Consider the following 14,257-nt stretch of genomic DNA (forward strand, 5'->3'; position numbering starts at 1 on the left):
CGGTTTTGCGTGATGCGTTGGGCGTTTTGCGAAATGCCCAACGCACCTCTTCCCGACGCACAACCACAACGCACAACGCACAACCTCCTGGTGACCCTATGACCGACAGCCCTCCCGCGAACGCTTCCTCTGCCACGGCCGCGCCCCTGATCGTCGTCAACGGCATCGAGGTCATCTACAACCACGTGATCCTGGTGCTCAAGGGCGTGTCGCTGCAGCTGCCCGAGCGCGGCATCGTGGCGCTTTTGGGCGGCAACGGCGCCGGCAAGACGACCACCCTGCGGGCAATCTCCAACCTGCTGCGCGGCGAGCGCGGCGAAGTCACCAAGGGCAGCATCGAGCTGCGCGGCGAGCGCATCGAGAACCTCTCGCCGGCCGACCTGGTGCGTCGCGGTGTGGTGCAGGTGATGGAGGGCCGGCACTGCTTCGCCCACCTGACGATCGAGGAAAACCTGCTCACCGGCGCCTACACCCGCGCCGACAAGGGCGAAATCGCCGCCAACCTGGAGAAGGTCTACGCCTATTTCCCGCGCCTGAAGACGCGCCGCACCAGCCAGGCGGCCTACACCTCGGGCGGCGAGCAGCAGATGTGCGCCATCGGCCGGGCCATCATGTGCAACCCCTCCATCGTGCTGCTGGACGAGCCCTCCATGGGCCTGGCGCCACAGATCGTCGAGGAGGTGTTCAACATCGTCAAAGACCTGAACGACAAGGAAGGCACGACCTTCCTGCTGGCCGAGCAGAACACCAACATGGCGCTGAAGTACGCCAACTACGGCTACATCATGGAAAGCGGGCGCATCGTCATGGACGGCCCGGCGCAGGAGCTGGCCAGCAACGAAGACGTCAAGGAGTTCTACCTGGGCGTGGGCGGCGGCGAGCGGAAGAGCTTCCGCGACGTCAAGAGCTACAAGCGGCGCAAGCGCTGGCTCGCCTGAAACACCACCCCACTCACATTTTCATAGCTGCAGGCCCATGTGCTGCATGGGCTGGCGGCCTGTTTCACTCCAAAAACGACTGTAGGGAGCCCGGCATGCAGCAGCAGTTCTACGATTCCCTGGAAGCACGCTCGCCGGCCGAGCGCGAGGCGCAGCTGATGGCGGCGCTGCCGCGCCAGGTGGCGCAGGCCCGGCAAGGCACGGGCGCCTTCGCGCAGATCCTGGCCGGCGTGGACGCCCAGGCCGTCACCAGCCGCGCGGCGCTGGCGCGCCTGCCGGTGACGCGCAAGTCCGAGCTGCAGGCGCGCCAGCAGGCCGCGCGCACCAATGGCCCACCCGGCGACGTGTTCGGCGGCTTCGCCACGCAGGGCTGGGGCCCGGGCATGCCGCGCGTGTTTTCCAGCCCCGGCCCGCTGTACGAGCCGGAAGGCGCGCGGCCCGACTACTGGCGCATGGCGCGCGCCCTGCATGCGGCCGGCTTTCGCGCGGGCGACTTGGTGCACAACTGCTTTTCCTACCACTTCGTGCCGGCCGGCTCGATGATGGAGACCGGCGCGCAGGCCCTGGGCTGCACGGTGTTCCCCGGCGGCACCGGCCAGACCGAGCAGCAGGTGCAGGCCATGGCGCAGCTGCGGCCCGCCGGCTACGTGGGCACGCCGAGCTTTCTGAAGATCATTCTGGAAAAGGCCGCCGAGATGGGCGTGCAGCTACCCAGCCTGACCAAGGCCATGCTCTCGGCCGAGGCGCTGCCGCCGTCCCTGCGCGACTGGTTCGCGCAGCAGGGCGTGAGCGCGCTGCAGTGCTACGGCACGGCCGACCTGGGGCTGATCGCCTACGAGACCGAGGCGCGCGAGGGGCTGGTGCTGGACGAGGGCGTGATCGTCGAGATCGTGCGCCCCGGCACGGGTGACCCGGTGCCCGAGGGCGAAGTGGGCGAGCTGGTGGTGACCACGCTGAACCCGGACTACCCGCTGATCCGCTTCGGCACCGGCGACCTGTCAGCGGTACTGCCGGGACCCTGCCCCACCGGCCGCACCAACACCCGCATCCGTGGCTGGATGGGCCGCGCCGACCAGACCACCAAAGTGCGCGGCATGTTCGTCCAGCCCGGGCACATCGCCGAGGTGGCGCGGCGCTTTCCGCAGGTGCAGCGCGCCCGCCTGGTGGTCAGCGGCGAGATGGCCAGCGACAGCATGCTGCTGCAGGTCGAGACCACCGAGACCGCCCCCGGCCTGGCCACGCAGCTGCAGGAGGCGCTGCGCGAGGTGACCAAGCTGCGCGGCGAGGTGCAGATGCTGCCGCCGGGCACCCTGCCCAACGACGGCAAGGTCATCGAGGACGCGCGCAGCTACCGCTGATGGCGAGGCACCGTGCGGCGGTGCGCGGGCGCGCCGTACGCCCGGCGCGCGCAGGCCTCACCAGATGACGTCGTGCCCCTCGGCGGCGCTGCGCCGCAGCATGTCGATGAAGGGCGCGGCGCGCTGATGCAGGCGCACCGGCTCGCGCGGCGCGCCCTCGTCCTGCTGCGCCTCGCGTTCGTCCTGCGCACCGGGCTGCGCGTCCTGCGCGCGGTCGGCGGCCTCGTCGGCGGCGACGGCCGACTGCAGCGCCTCGATGGCGGCCGGGATCTGCGCGGCGGTGATGATGCCGTGCGGCTCGTCACCCTTGCCGGCGATCTTCAGGAGCTGGCGCGCATTGGCCTCCAGCATGATGACGTCGGCGGTGGCGCGGGATTTGAATTTGTAGAGCATGCGGCGGTCCTGCGGTGAAGAATGAAAGATCAGTGTCGAGGATAAGCCGACCCGCGCTCACGGCGCTGCCGCCCCGGCGCCCTCGTACATGTAGGAACGGTTGAACGGATAGTCACCCTGCATGCCCGGCAGCGGCCCGCCCTCGATGTGCCCACTGGGACGCACGGCCAGGATCTGGTGCAGCGCGATCCAGCCGCGCTCGAAGGCCAGGGCGCAGCCGGCCAGGTACAGCCGGTAGGCACGCAGCGCCCGCGCACCGTGTTCGGGGCCGTGCTGGGCGGACAGGATGGCCAGCGCCTCGTCCTGGCGCGCTTCCAGCGCATCCGACCAGGCCCACAGCGTGCGGGCGTAGTGTGGGCGCAGGTTTTCGGTGTCCACCATCTCCAGCCCGGCGCGCGCCAGGTGCGCCAGCGCGCTGCTGACGTGCAGCAGTTCGCCGCCGGGGAAGATGTAGCGCTCGATGAAGTCGCCCATGCCGGCACCCAGACCATCGTTGTCCAGCCCGCCGGCGGTGATGCCGTGGTTCAGCACCAGACCGCCTGGGCGCATCAGCCGGTGCACGGTGCGAAAGTAGTCGTCCATCTGCGCGCGCCCGACATGCTCGAACATGCCCACCGAGGCCACCTTGTCGAACGGCTCGGGCGCCTGCAGCTGGCGGTAGTCCAGCCGCAGCATGCGCACGCGGCCGGCCAAGCCGCGCGCGTCGATCAGCCGCTGCACGTGGGCATGCTGGTTGTGCGACAGGGTGATGCCCGTGGCCTGCACGCCGTAGTGCTCGGCGGCCCACAGCAGCAGCCCGCCCCAGCCGGCACCGATGTCCAGGAAGCGCTCGCCCGGCTGCAGCCGCAGTTTCCTGCAGATGTGGTCCAGCTTGGCCTCCTGCGCCTGCGCCAGGCTGAGGTCGGGCTGGCGCCAGTAAGCACAGGAATACACGCGCCGGGGGTCGAGCCACAGGGCATAGAAATCGTCCGACAGGTCATAGTGGAACTCGATGTTCTGCGCGTCACCACGCAGCGTGTGCGCGGCCCGCGAGCGCGCCCGCGCCAGCACGCGCTGCCACCAGTGCGTAGTCCCGTCGCGCGCCGGGTCGGTGCGCAGCAGCGCCGCGCCGGCGGCCATCAGCTGGCGCATGCTGCCCTGCAGGGCCACCCGCCCCTCGACGATGGCCGCACCGACACTGCCGATCTCGCCCATGGCCAGCGCCACCAGCGCCATGCGGTCGGCCAGGCGCAGCCGTACCTCGGCGTCGGGCGCGCCCACACGGGTACCGTCGGGCAGCTCCACGGCAATGCCCACCGGCGACAGGGCCAGACTGCGCTCCAGCGCATGCAGCAGGTTCTTCATGCCAACCCCCAGTCATGCCGCCCGGCTGACGGCAGGGAACATTCTGGGAGCTGCGCCCGCCGGGTCAAGGTGCACCATCCGACGGTTTGGCGGGCTGTTGTCCGACGCGGGCTCACAGCAGAAATGATGGTCAAACCAGCCTCAATGCCTTGATACAAAAGGACCTGTCGCTATATTTTTTGTATCTCCATACTGGGCCTCGGCGCATGCCAGAGTGCTTGCGCACGCCCCCGCGCCGCGGCCGGGCGCGCCGGCTATGGCCTAATAGCGGACTTTTCGTTTTTTCGACCTATCGTCAGGAGCCACCATGGGCAACAAAATCGTCACCGAAGCCGACCGCAAGGCCACTCCCCGCCCCACCCCGATGCCCGGCATGCCGCTGCTCAAGCAGGGCACCGGCCAGCGCGTCAGCCTGGAGCGCGGCGTGAACACGCACCACAAGAAGAACCCGGGCAAGCGCCATCGCTGATGCGCCGGGCGGGCATTCCGCCATGCCTGCCAGGACAGCCCTCCGCGCGAGGGCTTTTTCATGCCCGCGGCTCGGCGCGGGGGCTGTTGCACAATCGCCCCGATCCCACTCCAGCGCCCGCGCCCTGCCATGACCGATACGCCCGCGCCCCCCACTACCGAAGACGCCCCGGTGCTCTACCGCATCCTGGCGGACGAGGTGCCTGCCGGCAGCGCCCTCACCACGCTGCACATCGGCGGTGCGCACACCACTCTGGCGAGTGGACACGCGGCGCAGGCGCCGCTGCTGCTGCGCACGCTGGACCTGGGCGCGCGCGTCACTGCTGCCACGCGCTTCGCGCACCAGCCGCCCCTGCCGGACGAGTTGCAGGCTGCGGGCGATGCCGCGCAGCAGGCCTTCGCGCCCTTGCGCGAGCGCCTGGCGCTGCAATCGTCGCTCTACACCACCGACGCCGGGGTGCGCCAGATCGCCCTGGCGGCGGGGCTGGAGGCACAGCCGGAGCTGCTGTTGCCGCTGTCCGCGCTGGAGGCGCTGTACCAGCGCCTGCTGCAGCCCGGGTCCGACGCCGAGCCCGGCGAACTCGCGGCGCCGCACTTCGCCGCCGCGGTGGTCATCCTGCGCGCCTGTCTGCTGGCGTTGGGCTTCGACAGCATCACCATCCGTTCCGACGCGGCCGCCTGACCCTGGCCGACCCGAGACACGGGCCGCCCCGCCCTATGCTGGGGGCAATGCCACGCCGCCCGCCTTTTCTCCGTGCCCTTTGCGTCCTGATCCTGGCCCTGTGCAGCGGCCTGCTGGCCGGCTGCGCCCAGCCGCACGGCGCCCTGGGCTACTACTGGCAGTCGCTGCGCGGGCACCTGGACCTGCTGCACGCCGCCCGCCCGCTGCCCGAGTGGATCGCCGACGCCGACACGCCCGAGCCGCTGCGCCAGCGCCTGCGCCTGGCGCAGCAGGCGCGCGCCTTCGCCAGCCAGCAGCTGGCCCTGCCCGACAACGCCAGCTACACCCGCTACGCGCGGCTGGACCGCCCGGCGGCGGTGTGGAACGTGGTCGCCGCGCCGCCCTGGTCGCTGGCACTGCACCGCTGGTGCTTTCCCGTCACCGGCTGCATCGGCTACCGTGGCTACTTCGCGCAGGACGACGCGCGCGCCGAAGGGCAGCGGCTGGCGGCGCAGGGCCTGGAGGTGAGCGTGTACCCGGTGCCGGCGTATTCCACCCTGGGTTACAGCAACTGGCTGGGGGGCGATCCGCTGCTGTCGACCTTCATCGGCTGGCCCGAGGGCGACTTCGTGCGCCTGGTGTTCCACGAGCTGGCGCACCAGCAGGCCTACGCCAGCGGTGACACCGCCTTCAACGAGTCCTATGCCACGGCCGTGGAGCACCTGGGCGTACAGGCCTGGCTGGATGCGCACGGCGACGCCGCCGCGCGCCGGCAGTACGCCGCCAGCGAAACCCGCCGCGCCCAGTGGCGCGAACTGACCGGCGGCACCCGGACGCGGCTGGCCGGAATCTACGCTGACAACCCGCTGCCGGACGGCCTGGACGCCGCGCATGCCGCCCGCAAGGCCGAGGCGCTGGCGCAGTTCACTACGGACTACGCCCGGCTGCGCGCGCAGTGGCTGCAGGCCGGCATATCGACGGCGCAGCTCATCCCTACCGACCGCTGGGTGCGCGAGGCGAACAACGCCAGCTTTGCCGCACAGGGCGCCTACGACGACCAGGTGCCGGCCTTTCTGGCGCTGTTCGAACGCGAAGGCCGCGACTGGCCGCGCTTTCACGCCGCCGTGCGCCGGCTGGCCGCCGCCAGCCAGGCCGAGCGCGATGCGGCGCTGGCCGAGCTCAGCCGCGCAGCAATTCGATGAGGTCGATGTACTGCTGCTTGGCGGTGTCGGCGTCGGTGCCCTTGAGCTTTTCCCAGGCGTCCCACTTGGCGCGCCCGACGATGTCGGAAAAGCTCGGCTTCTTGTCCTGGTTGTCGCCGGCCGTGGCCTGCTTGTACAGGGCGTAGATCTTCAAAAGCGTCGGGTTGTCGGGACGCTCGCTCAGGGTTTTGGAGTTGGCGACGGCGGCCTCGAAGGTGGCGTTCAGATCGGACATGCGGGTCTCCTGCAAGGTGGCAAAGGCCGCAGTGTAGTCAGGATGCGAACGGTCGTGCTTTTTCTGGCGCGAAAAAAACCCGCCACGTGGGCGGGGCTGGGCGCCGGTACGGCGCTTCGCTCAGGCGGCGGCGGACGGCTGCGCCAGCCACTGGCGCGCCAGCTCGACCCAGAAGGTGCCGCCCAGCGGGATCAGCTCGTCGTTGAAGTCGTAGCTGGGATTGTGCAGCGTGCACGGCCCTCCGCCGTGACCCATGCTGCGGTGGTCGCCGTCGCCGTTGCCGATGAACAGGTAGGCGCCGGGCCTGGCCTGCAGCATGTAGGCGAAGTCCTCGGCGCCCATGGTCGGCTCCTGGGCGCGCACGTTGTCCTGGCCGACGATGCCGGCGGCCACCTGCGCGGCGAACGCCGCCTCGGCCGCGCTGTTCACCGTTGGCGGGTAGTTGCGCACGAACTCGAATTCGCACGTGGCCTCGAACGCCGCGCAGGTATGCTCGGCCACGGCGCGCATGCGCCGCTCGATCAGGTCGAGCAGCTCGATGGAGAAGGTGCGCACCGTGCCCTGCAGCTCGCACGCATCGGGCACGACGTTGGTGGCCTCGCCGGCATGGATCATGGTCACCGAGATCACGCCGGCCTCGATAGGCTTCTTATTGCGGCTGACGATGGCCTGGAAGGCCTGCACCATCTGGCAGGCCACCGGCACCGGGTCGATGCCTAAGTGCGGCATGGCGCCGTGCGCGCCCTTGCCGCGAATGGTGATCTTGAACTCGTTGGACGACGCCATGACCGGCCCGGCGCTGACGGCGAAGCTGCCCAGCGCCAAGCCGGGCCAGTTGTGCATGCCGAACACCGCCTGCATCGGGAACTGCTCGAACAGGCCGTCCTGGATCATCTCGCGCGCGCCGCCGCCGCCCTCCTCGGCCGGCTGGAAGATCAGGTACACCGTGCCGTCGAAGTCGCGCTGCGCCGGGTCGGCAAAGTGCTGCGCCGCCGCCAGCAGCATGGCGGTGTGGCCGTCGTGGCCGCAGGCGTGCATCTTGCCGGCGTGGCGGCTGGCGTGCTCGAAGGTGTTGAACTCTTGCATCGGCAGCGCGTCGATGTCGGCGCGCAGGCCCACGGCGCGCCCGCAGGCGCCGCCGTCGCGGCCGTGCACGATGCCCACCACGCCGGTCGTGCCCAGACCGCGGTGGATGGGGATGCCCCACTCGGTCAGCTTGGCGGCGATCAGGTCGGCGGTGCGCACCTCCTCGAAACACAGCTCGGGGTGGGCATGAATGTCGCGGCGCACGGCGGCGATGGCCGCGGCCTGCAGCGCAATGGAGTCGATGATCTTCATGGTGGCGGGCTCCGCGTCAAGGATGCTGGGAGCCAGCCAGTCTAGCGGCGCGCTGCGTCCCGCGCACGCGCGGGGGGCATTGCCGGCCACTGCAGCGCGCTCCGTCTTGCGCCGCCATGCGAACCGGCCCTGCGGGCCGCGCTCCGGTCGCCCGCCGCGTCAACGACATGTTCGCCTGCGGCATGGCACAGGCTTGTATGGCCATAGGGCGCAGCACACGCGAGCACCCTTACGCAACTATCAAAACAATAGCCAGAAGCCCAGAAAAAATAAGGGCCAAAGGCAGATTTGGCTCATGAAAACTCATGGCTCACGCCAGTGGCGCGATTTCCTGGTCGATGGCGCCGAACACGCTGTGCCCGGCGCGGTTCTTCATCTCCACGCGCACCGCGTCGCCAAAGCGCAGGTAGCCGGTGACGGGCTGGCCGGTGGCGGCGACTTCGGCCGCACGCCGCGCGGCGATGCTGGCCTGGCCGCGCGCCGCATCCACCCCGTCCAGCGCGCCGCTGCCGACGATGCTGCCAGCGCGCACGTGGCGCGTGCCGGCCAAGTACGCCAGCAGCTCGCCGAAGTGCCAGGCCATGCCGGCGCCCGCCTCGCACAGCCCCAGGCGCCGGCCGTTCAGGCTGCACTGCAGCGTCAGCTGCACGCGCCCGTCCTGCCAGGCGCCGTCCAGCTCGTCGGGCGTGGCGGCCACCGGGCTGAAGGCGGTGCCCGGGCGCGAGCGCATCGGCGCCAGGCCGGCAGCGCGCTCGGCCTCGGCCGGCTGGCGCAGCACGGCGCTGCTGGACAGCATCACCAGCCGCACGGCGTCCAGCGCCTGCGCCGGCGTCGCGCCCTGGCGCAGGTCGCCGGCGATGACCGCCAGGCCCGCCTCGAAGTCGATGTCCAGGTCGTCGCCGGGCAGGCGCAGTGCGTCGTACGGCCCCAGCAGGGCGTCGCCGGCACCCTGCACCAGCGGCGGCGTGGCGCGCGTCGCGGCCTGCGCCCCGGTCTGCACCTCGGCCCACTGGAAGGCGCGCGGCAGCGGCGCCAGGCAGCGCGCCGGTTCGAAGGGAAAGGCATGGCGTGCGCGGCCGGCGTTCAGCTCGGCCGACAGATCGGCCAGCTGCGGCGCCAGGAAGCTCCAGTCGTCCAGCACCTGCTGGAGGCGGCTGGCGATGCCGGTCGCATAATGGGCCTGGCTCAGATCGCGCGACACGACGACCAGCTGGCCGTCGCGCGAGCTGTCCTGGTAGGTGGCAAGTTTCATGGGCTTTGGACGTGCGGCGCCCCTGGCACGGGAACTGCCGGCCACCCGGGCAATCCAGCAGTGTGATGGGACACCGGAAAAAACGCGAAATTCTAGGCGGCGTACAGGGCCGCCCTGGCCGGGCGAGCCGGCGTGGCAGGCCCTGCGCATGAGCGGCGCCGGGCGTACCGGTCCGCGCCGCGCACGGCTGGCGCTGCTGGCCGCCGTGGTGCTGGCCGGGCACTGGGCGGTGCTGGCAGCACTGCCGCTGCGCGCCGGTGGCACCCAGCCAGGAGAGACGGCGCCGCTGGCCTTCCAGACGCGTCTGCTGCCCCCTGCCCCGCCGGCTGCTGCCGCACCCTCTGCACCTCCTGCGGCCGCGCCTGCGCCGGCTGCGCGCCTAGCGCCGCGCCGGGCTGCGCCACGCCCTCGGGCACCCGCTTCAAGTCCCGTTCCCGTACCGCAGCCGTTACCGGCCGAGGCAGCTCCACTGCCGACCGAATCGGCCGCGCTGTCCGCCTATCCGACCGATCTGTTGCCCGAGCCGGGCGACACGCTGCTTGCCCGCACCGAGCCGGCCGCCGATGAGCGGCCAGTACCGGCAGGGGCGGCGGCGAGCCAGGCGGGCGCGGATGCCGCGCCTGCGCCCGAGGCTGCCGTGCAGCCCGCAGCAGCGGTGGCCCCGGCCGAGAGCGAGACGGCGCCCCGTCCCGCCGCAGGAGCCCTGGCGGATACGGGTGTGGAGATCCGTCCGCCCGGCGGCAGTGGCGCGCTGCCCCTTGGCCCGCTGCCGCCGGTACGCCTGCCGGCGTCGGCGCAGCTGGCCTTCGAGGTGCAGGGCCAGGCCAAGCGCCTGCAATACCACGCCAGTGCCGAGCTGGACTGGCGCCAGGACGGCGCGCACTACGAAGCGCGCCAGCAGATCAAGGCTTTCCTGGTCGGCACGCGCTCGCAGAGCAGCCGGGGCAGCATCACCGCCCATGGCCTGCAGCCCGAGCGCTTCGGCGACAAGTTCCGCAGCGAGCGCGCGGCGCATTTCGACTTCGGCGCGGGCCAGGTGACGTTCAGCAGCAATGCCCCGCCGGCGCCGCTGGCACCAGGCGCGCAGGACCGGCTGAGCGTGTTCCTGCAGCTGGGCGCGATGCTGGCCGCCGCCCCCGAACGCTACCCCACGGGCACCCAGATCACCCTGACCACGGTGGGCGTGAAGAGCGCCGACCGCTGGGCCTTCACCGTGCAGGGGCCGGAGGTGCTGCAGCTGCCCATCGGCGAGACACCCGCGCTGAAGCTGCAGCGCGTGCCGCGCGAAGGCCATGACTACGACCAGAAGGCCGAGCTGTGGCTGGGCACGCAGCTGGACTATCTGCCGGTGCGCATCCGCATCACCCAGGCCAATGGCGACTTCGCCGACCTGAAGCTGCAGGAACGTACTACACCCTGACGGCCTGGGGCGAACGACGCGCGCCGGGTTGAAGTTGGGCACACTGGGGCCATCTGGTGGTTGCAACCAGACAACAGGGAGAACACCATGCACATGCTCTACGACTCCGACTCCTTCGTGGTCGTCCACATGCAGCCGGACGCCGAGGCCGCCGCGCCCGCGGCCGATGGTGCTGCCCTGCCGCCCCAGCTGGTGCGCCACGGCTTCGAGATCGTGGACAAGCGCTCGGGCAAGGAGGTCTACCTGGACGGCTCCTGGGCCGAGATGTTCCAGGAACAGATCCTGGCGTGGCAGCGCAACGCGCCGACGCAGCAGGAAGTGGAAGACACACTGGACAGCTACGCTGGCCTGGCGCAGAACCCGGTGGTGGTGCACTGAGGCACCTTTTTTTAACCAAACTCGGCTGCAGCCTTCATGCTTTAAGGGCCTGCAGCTATTTTTTCGATAGCTGCACGGTCGCCCCGCGGCGCTGCGCCATCTCCTGTCCCATGGCCTGCAGGCGCTCCTGGTCCAGCAGCGCCTGGGCCGCCGGGTATACCGCTAGATCCTCGTGCCGCAGGTGCTCGTCGTAGCCCTGGGCGAAATCCTCCAGTGCCTGCTCCTGTCCGGGCGTGAAGGTGTCCTGTAGCCCTTCGGCCAGCGCCAGCAGCGCGCCACGTGCTGCCGTCCAGCGCCCGGCCATCGCCACATGGTCGCGCTGCAGCTGGAGCACTACCTCCCGCACCTGCGCATCGCCTGCCGCCAGCAGCGGCGGGAAGACGTGCAGCTCCTCGTCCTCATGGTGCAGCGGCGCGGCCAGGTCGAAGTAGCGCAGCACGTCGCGCGCCGCCTGGCGGGCGGAGTCATCGCAGCCCGTGTCCTGCAGGTAGGCGCGCAGGCGCTGCAGCAGATCGAGAGAGCGGCGCACCCGGTCGTGGCAGGCGTCCAGCATGGCGAACGGCTCGTCGAAGCCCGCGCCAGGGCTACGCAGCCCCGGCAGCGACACGCGTGCCCCGCCGCTCATGCCCGGCCCAGCTGCACGGGCTGGCCGCTGCGGTCGAAGGCCAGGTAGCCGTCCACCACGCCGCCCTTGATGGACTCGACCATGCGGTTCAGCGCGCTGTCGGTCTGCGCATCGCTGGGGCCGCTGGCGCTGGTGCCGACCAGCGCCGCAGCGAAGATCAGCTGCCAGTCCTGGCCCGGCAGCTGGTATTCGCGCGACTCGCGCACCAAGGTGTCGAAGGACGCGATCTCGGCAGGCAGCTTGTCCACGCACATCAGCGGCATCAGCGCGCCGCCCTCGCCGCGCGCGAAGCCCTCGCGCTGGGCGGCGCTGGCGCCTTCGGGCAGCTCGGCGGTGACGAACACCAGCAGCAGGCGCTGGTGTTCGGCTTGCGCACGCGCGGCGCGCAGCAGGTCGTCGAAGTGCTGGATCTCGTGGGTGGTGGATGGCGTGGTCATGGGGGAATGCTTCCGGTTGTGAGGTCGAGCGGCTGCGTGCCCTGGCCGGGCACCAGCAGCGCGGTGTATTGGGAGGCGGCCGGCCGCTCGCGCGGCGGCTTGCGCGACAGCACGTTGCCGATGCTGACGAAGCACAGCGCGCGCTCATGCGGCGGCAGGGCGAACAGCGTGCGCAGCGCGGCCGACTGCAGCGCCTTGCCGCTGGTCAGGGCCGAACCATAGCCCAGCGCCGTGGCCGCTAGCAGCAGGCCCTGCACGGCGCAGCCGGCCGACAGGATGCGCTCCGGCACCGGGACCTGCGCGTGTTCCTCGTCGTCCGCGCGCTCATCCACCGTCGCCAGCAGCAGCACCGGCGCGCGCAGCGCCTTCTCGCGGGCGCGCGCCTGCTCCTCGGCGTTGGCCTGGGCGTCGCGCTCCAACAGCGCCTGCACGAAGGCCTGGCCCAGCGCCGCGCGCGCCGATAGCGGCACCAGGACGAAGCGCCAGGGCAGCAGCTGGCCGTGGTCCGGCGCATGGCTGGCGGCCTGCAGGATGGCGTGCAGCTGGTGCGCGTCGGGTCCGGGCGCGCCCAGGCGCTTGGGCAGGATGGTCTGGCGCTGAGTGAGCAGTGCGGCCAGCAGCTCCTCGGCAGGCTGTTGCCCGGCAGGAGCCTGGGGCATGGGGCGTTCGGGCATCAGTCCAGCAGCACCTGCCCGTCGTGCTCGACGTACGGCGCATACGGCCCGGTGCCGCTGCACTGCGCGCGCGAGGCGGCGACGAAGCCGCCATGCTCGACGTCGAACACATGCACCTCGCCCTCCTCGATGACGTAGTGCCAGCCATAGAGGCTGATGCGCCCGGCCTCGACACGCTTGCGCACCATCGGGTACTCCATCAGGCGTTCGAGCTGCAGCACCACGGCGCGCTGCTCGGTGCGGCGCAGCGCCTCGTCGCAGGCCTGCACCGGCAGCACCGCGCTGCGGCCCAAGTCCAGCCAGCGCTGCAGGTTCTGTGCCTCGTCGGGCACCTCGCCATACAGCGCCTTGATGGCGCCGCAGTGGCTGTGCCCGCAGACGATGATGCGGCTGACCTCCAGGCTCAGCACCGCGAACTCGATCGCGGCCGCCGTGCCGTGGTGGCCGTGCGAGCCGTCGTACGGCGGCACGAAGGCGCCCACATTGCGCACCATGAACAGCTCGCCCGGCCCGGTGCCGGTCAGCATGTAGGGCACCAGGCGCGAGTCCGAGCAGCCGATGAACAGCGTCTTCGGGCTCTGCCCCTGGGCCACCAGGTCCTGGAAGCGCTGCTGGTGCAGCGGGAAGTAGTCCGAGTGGAAGCGCTGCAGGCGTTGCAGCAGCTCGTCGGGAACGGTGCCGGCGGGCTGGTCCATGGCCAACGGGTCGACTCGTGCGGCGGGCAGCGGGCTGCTGCGTTACTGCACCAGCGGCGAGCTGGCTTCGTCCAGCTCGACGCCCTGCACGTTGGCATCGGCGGCCAGCAGCTGCAGGCACTGGCGCAGGGCCGTCACCCACGACTGCTGACGCAGCGCCAGCTGCACCGCGCCGCGCACCGCCTCGTAGGGCTGCGGCGTGCCGGGCTCGCGCGCCAGCACCTCGACCACGTGCAGGCCGAAGCGGCTGTGCACCAGGCGCGGCAGCACGCCGATCTCGGCCCGGCCGAAGATCTCCTGCGCCATCTCGGGCGCGAAGTCCTCGGCCCTGAGCCAGCCCAGGTCGCCGCCCTGTGCGCCGGTCGGGCAGTTGGACAGCTCGCGCGCGGCCTTGGCGAAGCCGCTTTCCTCGCTGTTGTCATGGCAGCGCACGTCCAGCAGGCAGGCCTCGGCGCGCGAGCGCAGCGCGCCCACGTCCACGCCCGGCGTCACGCCGAACAGGATGTGGCGCACGTGCACCCGCTCGCCCTGGCGGTAGCGCGCGGCGTGCGCCGCGTGGTGGCGCTGGCAGGCCTCCTCGGTCGGATCGGGGACCTGCAGATTGCGCTCCAGCCACTGCTCGATGGCCTCGCTGGCAGCCTCGCTGATGGCGCCGGCCTGCGGCGCCGGGTCGTCCTGCGCCAGCAGGCCGTCTTTCTGCGCCGCCTGGCGCAGCAGTTCGGTGCAGGCGCGCTGGCGCAGCTCCTCGGGGGTGATCTGCTCGCCGGCATCGGCCAGCGCGACGCCGTTGATGCGGGCGTCCTGGGGGGCAAGGGCAGTGGCGGTCATGGCCGTATCCT

The 14,257-nt window shown here is 71.2% G+C and carries 17 protein-coding genes; 7 read left to right on the plus strand and 10 right to left on the minus strand.

Going from position 1 to position 14,257, the window contains the following annotated elements; genetic code table 11:
• The first annotated feature begins 98 nt into the window (after nt 1-98).
• Together BLQ61_RS08805 and BLQ61_RS08810 are read left to right on the plus strand one after the other, a co-directional pair.
• Nucleotides 99-938 carry an ABC transporter ATP-binding protein gene (locus BLQ61_RS08805; protein ID WP_091568972.1) on the plus strand — a complete coding sequence of 280 codons (840 nt, stop codon included), beginning with the start codon at nt 99-101 and terminating at the stop codon, nt 936-938.
• A gap of 95 nt (nt 939-1,033) precedes the next feature.
• Entirely contained in the window at nt 1,034-2,296 is a 1,263-nt protein-coding gene (locus tag BLQ61_RS08810; protein ID WP_091568974.1) for a phenylacetate--CoA ligase family protein, read from the plus strand.
• A gap of 57 nt (nt 2,297-2,353) precedes the next feature.
• On the opposite strand, the gene BLQ61_RS08815 is transcribed toward BLQ61_RS08810, so the two are convergent.
• The gene (locus BLQ61_RS08815) at nt 2,354-2,689 is read right to left on the minus strand and encodes a DUF1840 domain-containing protein (protein ID WP_091568975.1); all 336 of its coding nucleotides are present in this window, start codon (nt 2,687-2,689) and stop codon (nt 2,354-2,356) included.
• A 57-nt stretch (nt 2,690-2,746) separates the two neighbouring features.
• Nucleotides 2,747-4,033 carry a class I SAM-dependent methyltransferase gene (locus BLQ61_RS08820; RefSeq protein ID WP_091568977.1) on the minus strand — a complete coding sequence of 429 codons (1,287 nt, stop codon included), beginning with the start codon at nt 4,031-4,033 and terminating at the stop codon, nt 2,747-2,749.
• Nucleotides 4,034-4,340: 307 nt separating this feature from the next.
• Here BLQ61_RS08820 and BLQ61_RS17360 point away from each other — a divergent pair, with 307 nt between their 5' ends.
• The 3 genes from BLQ61_RS17360 (at nt 4,341) to BLQ61_RS08830 (ending at nt 6,364) form a co-directional block, all read left to right on the plus strand.
• Complete coding sequence (locus BLQ61_RS17360; RefSeq protein ID WP_175488259.1) at nt 4,341-4,502, plus strand: hypothetical protein; 162 nt, start codon at nt 4,341-4,343, stop codon at nt 4,500-4,502.
• A 129-nt stretch (nt 4,503-4,631) separates the two neighbouring features.
• Nucleotides 4,632-5,183, plus strand: coding sequence for a hypothetical protein (locus BLQ61_RS08825; protein ID WP_091568978.1), 552 nt, complete (start codon nt 4,632-4,634; stop codon nt 5,181-5,183).
• A gap of 47 nt (nt 5,184-5,230) precedes the next feature.
• The gene (locus tag BLQ61_RS08830; RefSeq protein WP_091568980.1) at nt 5,231-6,364 is read left to right on the plus strand and encodes an aminopeptidase; all 1,134 of its coding nucleotides are present in this window, start codon (nt 5,231-5,233) and stop codon (nt 6,362-6,364) included.
• Here BLQ61_RS08830 and BLQ61_RS08835 read toward each other — a convergent pair.
• The 3 genes from BLQ61_RS08835 to BLQ61_RS08845 all read right to left on the minus strand — a co-directional run bounded on the left by BLQ61_RS08835 (nt 6,342) and on the right by BLQ61_RS08845 (nt 9,189).
• Nucleotides 6,342-6,599 carry an acyl-CoA-binding protein gene (locus BLQ61_RS08835; RefSeq protein WP_091568981.1) on the minus strand — a complete coding sequence of 86 codons (258 nt, stop codon included), beginning with the start codon at nt 6,597-6,599 and terminating at the stop codon, nt 6,342-6,344. The two genes, BLQ61_RS08830 and BLQ61_RS08835, sit on opposite strands and share 23 nt — an antisense overlap.
• Nucleotides 6,600-6,719: 120 nt before the next feature.
• Nucleotides 6,720-7,937 (minus strand): M20 aminoacylase family protein, encoded by a 1,218-nt coding sequence (locus tag BLQ61_RS08840; RefSeq protein WP_091568983.1) that lies wholly within the window; start codon nt 7,935-7,937, stop codon nt 6,720-6,722.
• A gap of 310 nt (nt 7,938-8,247) precedes the next feature.
• The gene (locus BLQ61_RS08845) at nt 8,248-9,189 is read right to left on the minus strand and encodes a fumarylacetoacetate hydrolase family protein (protein WP_091568985.1); all 942 of its coding nucleotides are present in this window, start codon (nt 9,187-9,189) and stop codon (nt 8,248-8,250) included.
• Nucleotides 9,190-9,337: 148 nt separating this feature from the next.
• Between BLQ61_RS08845 and BLQ61_RS08850 the strand changes: the two genes are divergently transcribed.
• Nucleotides 9,338-10,609: a DUF3108 domain-containing protein gene (locus BLQ61_RS08850; RefSeq protein ID WP_091568987.1), complete on the plus strand. Its 1,272-nt coding sequence runs from the start codon at nt 9,338-9,340 to the stop codon at nt 10,607-10,609.
• Between the two features lie 87 nt (nt 10,610-10,696).
• A complete protein-coding gene (locus tag BLQ61_RS08855) occupies nt 10,697-10,987 on the plus strand; it encodes a BTH_I0359 family protein (RefSeq protein WP_091568988.1) in 291 nt (96 codons plus the stop codon).
• Between the two features lie 55 nt (nt 10,988-11,042).
• On the opposite strand, the gene BLQ61_RS08860 is transcribed toward BLQ61_RS08855, so the two are convergent.
• From BLQ61_RS08860 to BLQ61_RS08880, 5 genes are read right to left on the minus strand one after another with little or no spacing between them, the layout of a single operon-like run.
• Entirely contained in the window at nt 11,043-11,612 is a 570-nt protein-coding gene (locus BLQ61_RS08860; protein ID WP_091568990.1) for a hemerythrin domain-containing protein, read from the minus strand.
• Nucleotides 11,609-12,049: a ribonucleotide reductase subunit alpha gene (locus BLQ61_RS08865; protein WP_091568992.1), complete on the minus strand. Its 441-nt coding sequence runs from the start codon at nt 12,047-12,049 to the stop codon at nt 11,609-11,611. The genes BLQ61_RS08860 and BLQ61_RS08865 overlap by 4 nt, the downstream gene beginning before the upstream one ends.
• The gene (locus tag BLQ61_RS08870) at nt 12,046-12,708 is read right to left on the minus strand and encodes a nitroreductase family protein (RefSeq protein ID WP_091569140.1); all 663 of its coding nucleotides are present in this window, start codon (nt 12,706-12,708) and stop codon (nt 12,046-12,048) included. The genes BLQ61_RS08865 and BLQ61_RS08870 overlap by 4 nt, the downstream gene beginning before the upstream one ends.
• A gap of 14 nt (nt 12,709-12,722) precedes the next feature.
• On the minus strand, nt 12,723-13,418 hold the full coding sequence (locus tag BLQ61_RS08875) for a carbonic anhydrase (RefSeq protein WP_091568993.1): 696 nt from the start codon (nt 13,416-13,418) through the stop codon (nt 12,723-12,725).
• A gap of 42 nt (nt 13,419-13,460) precedes the next feature.
• Entirely contained in the window at nt 13,461-14,246 is a 786-nt protein-coding gene (locus BLQ61_RS08880) for a peptidylprolyl isomerase (RefSeq protein ID WP_091568995.1), read from the minus strand.
• Nucleotides 14,247-14,257: the final 11 nt, after the last annotated feature.

Source organism: Oryzisolibacter propanilivorax, assembly GCF_900103645.1.
Lineage (GTDB): Bacteria > Pseudomonadota > Gammaproteobacteria > Burkholderiales > Burkholderiaceae_C > Melaminivora > Melaminivora propanilivorax.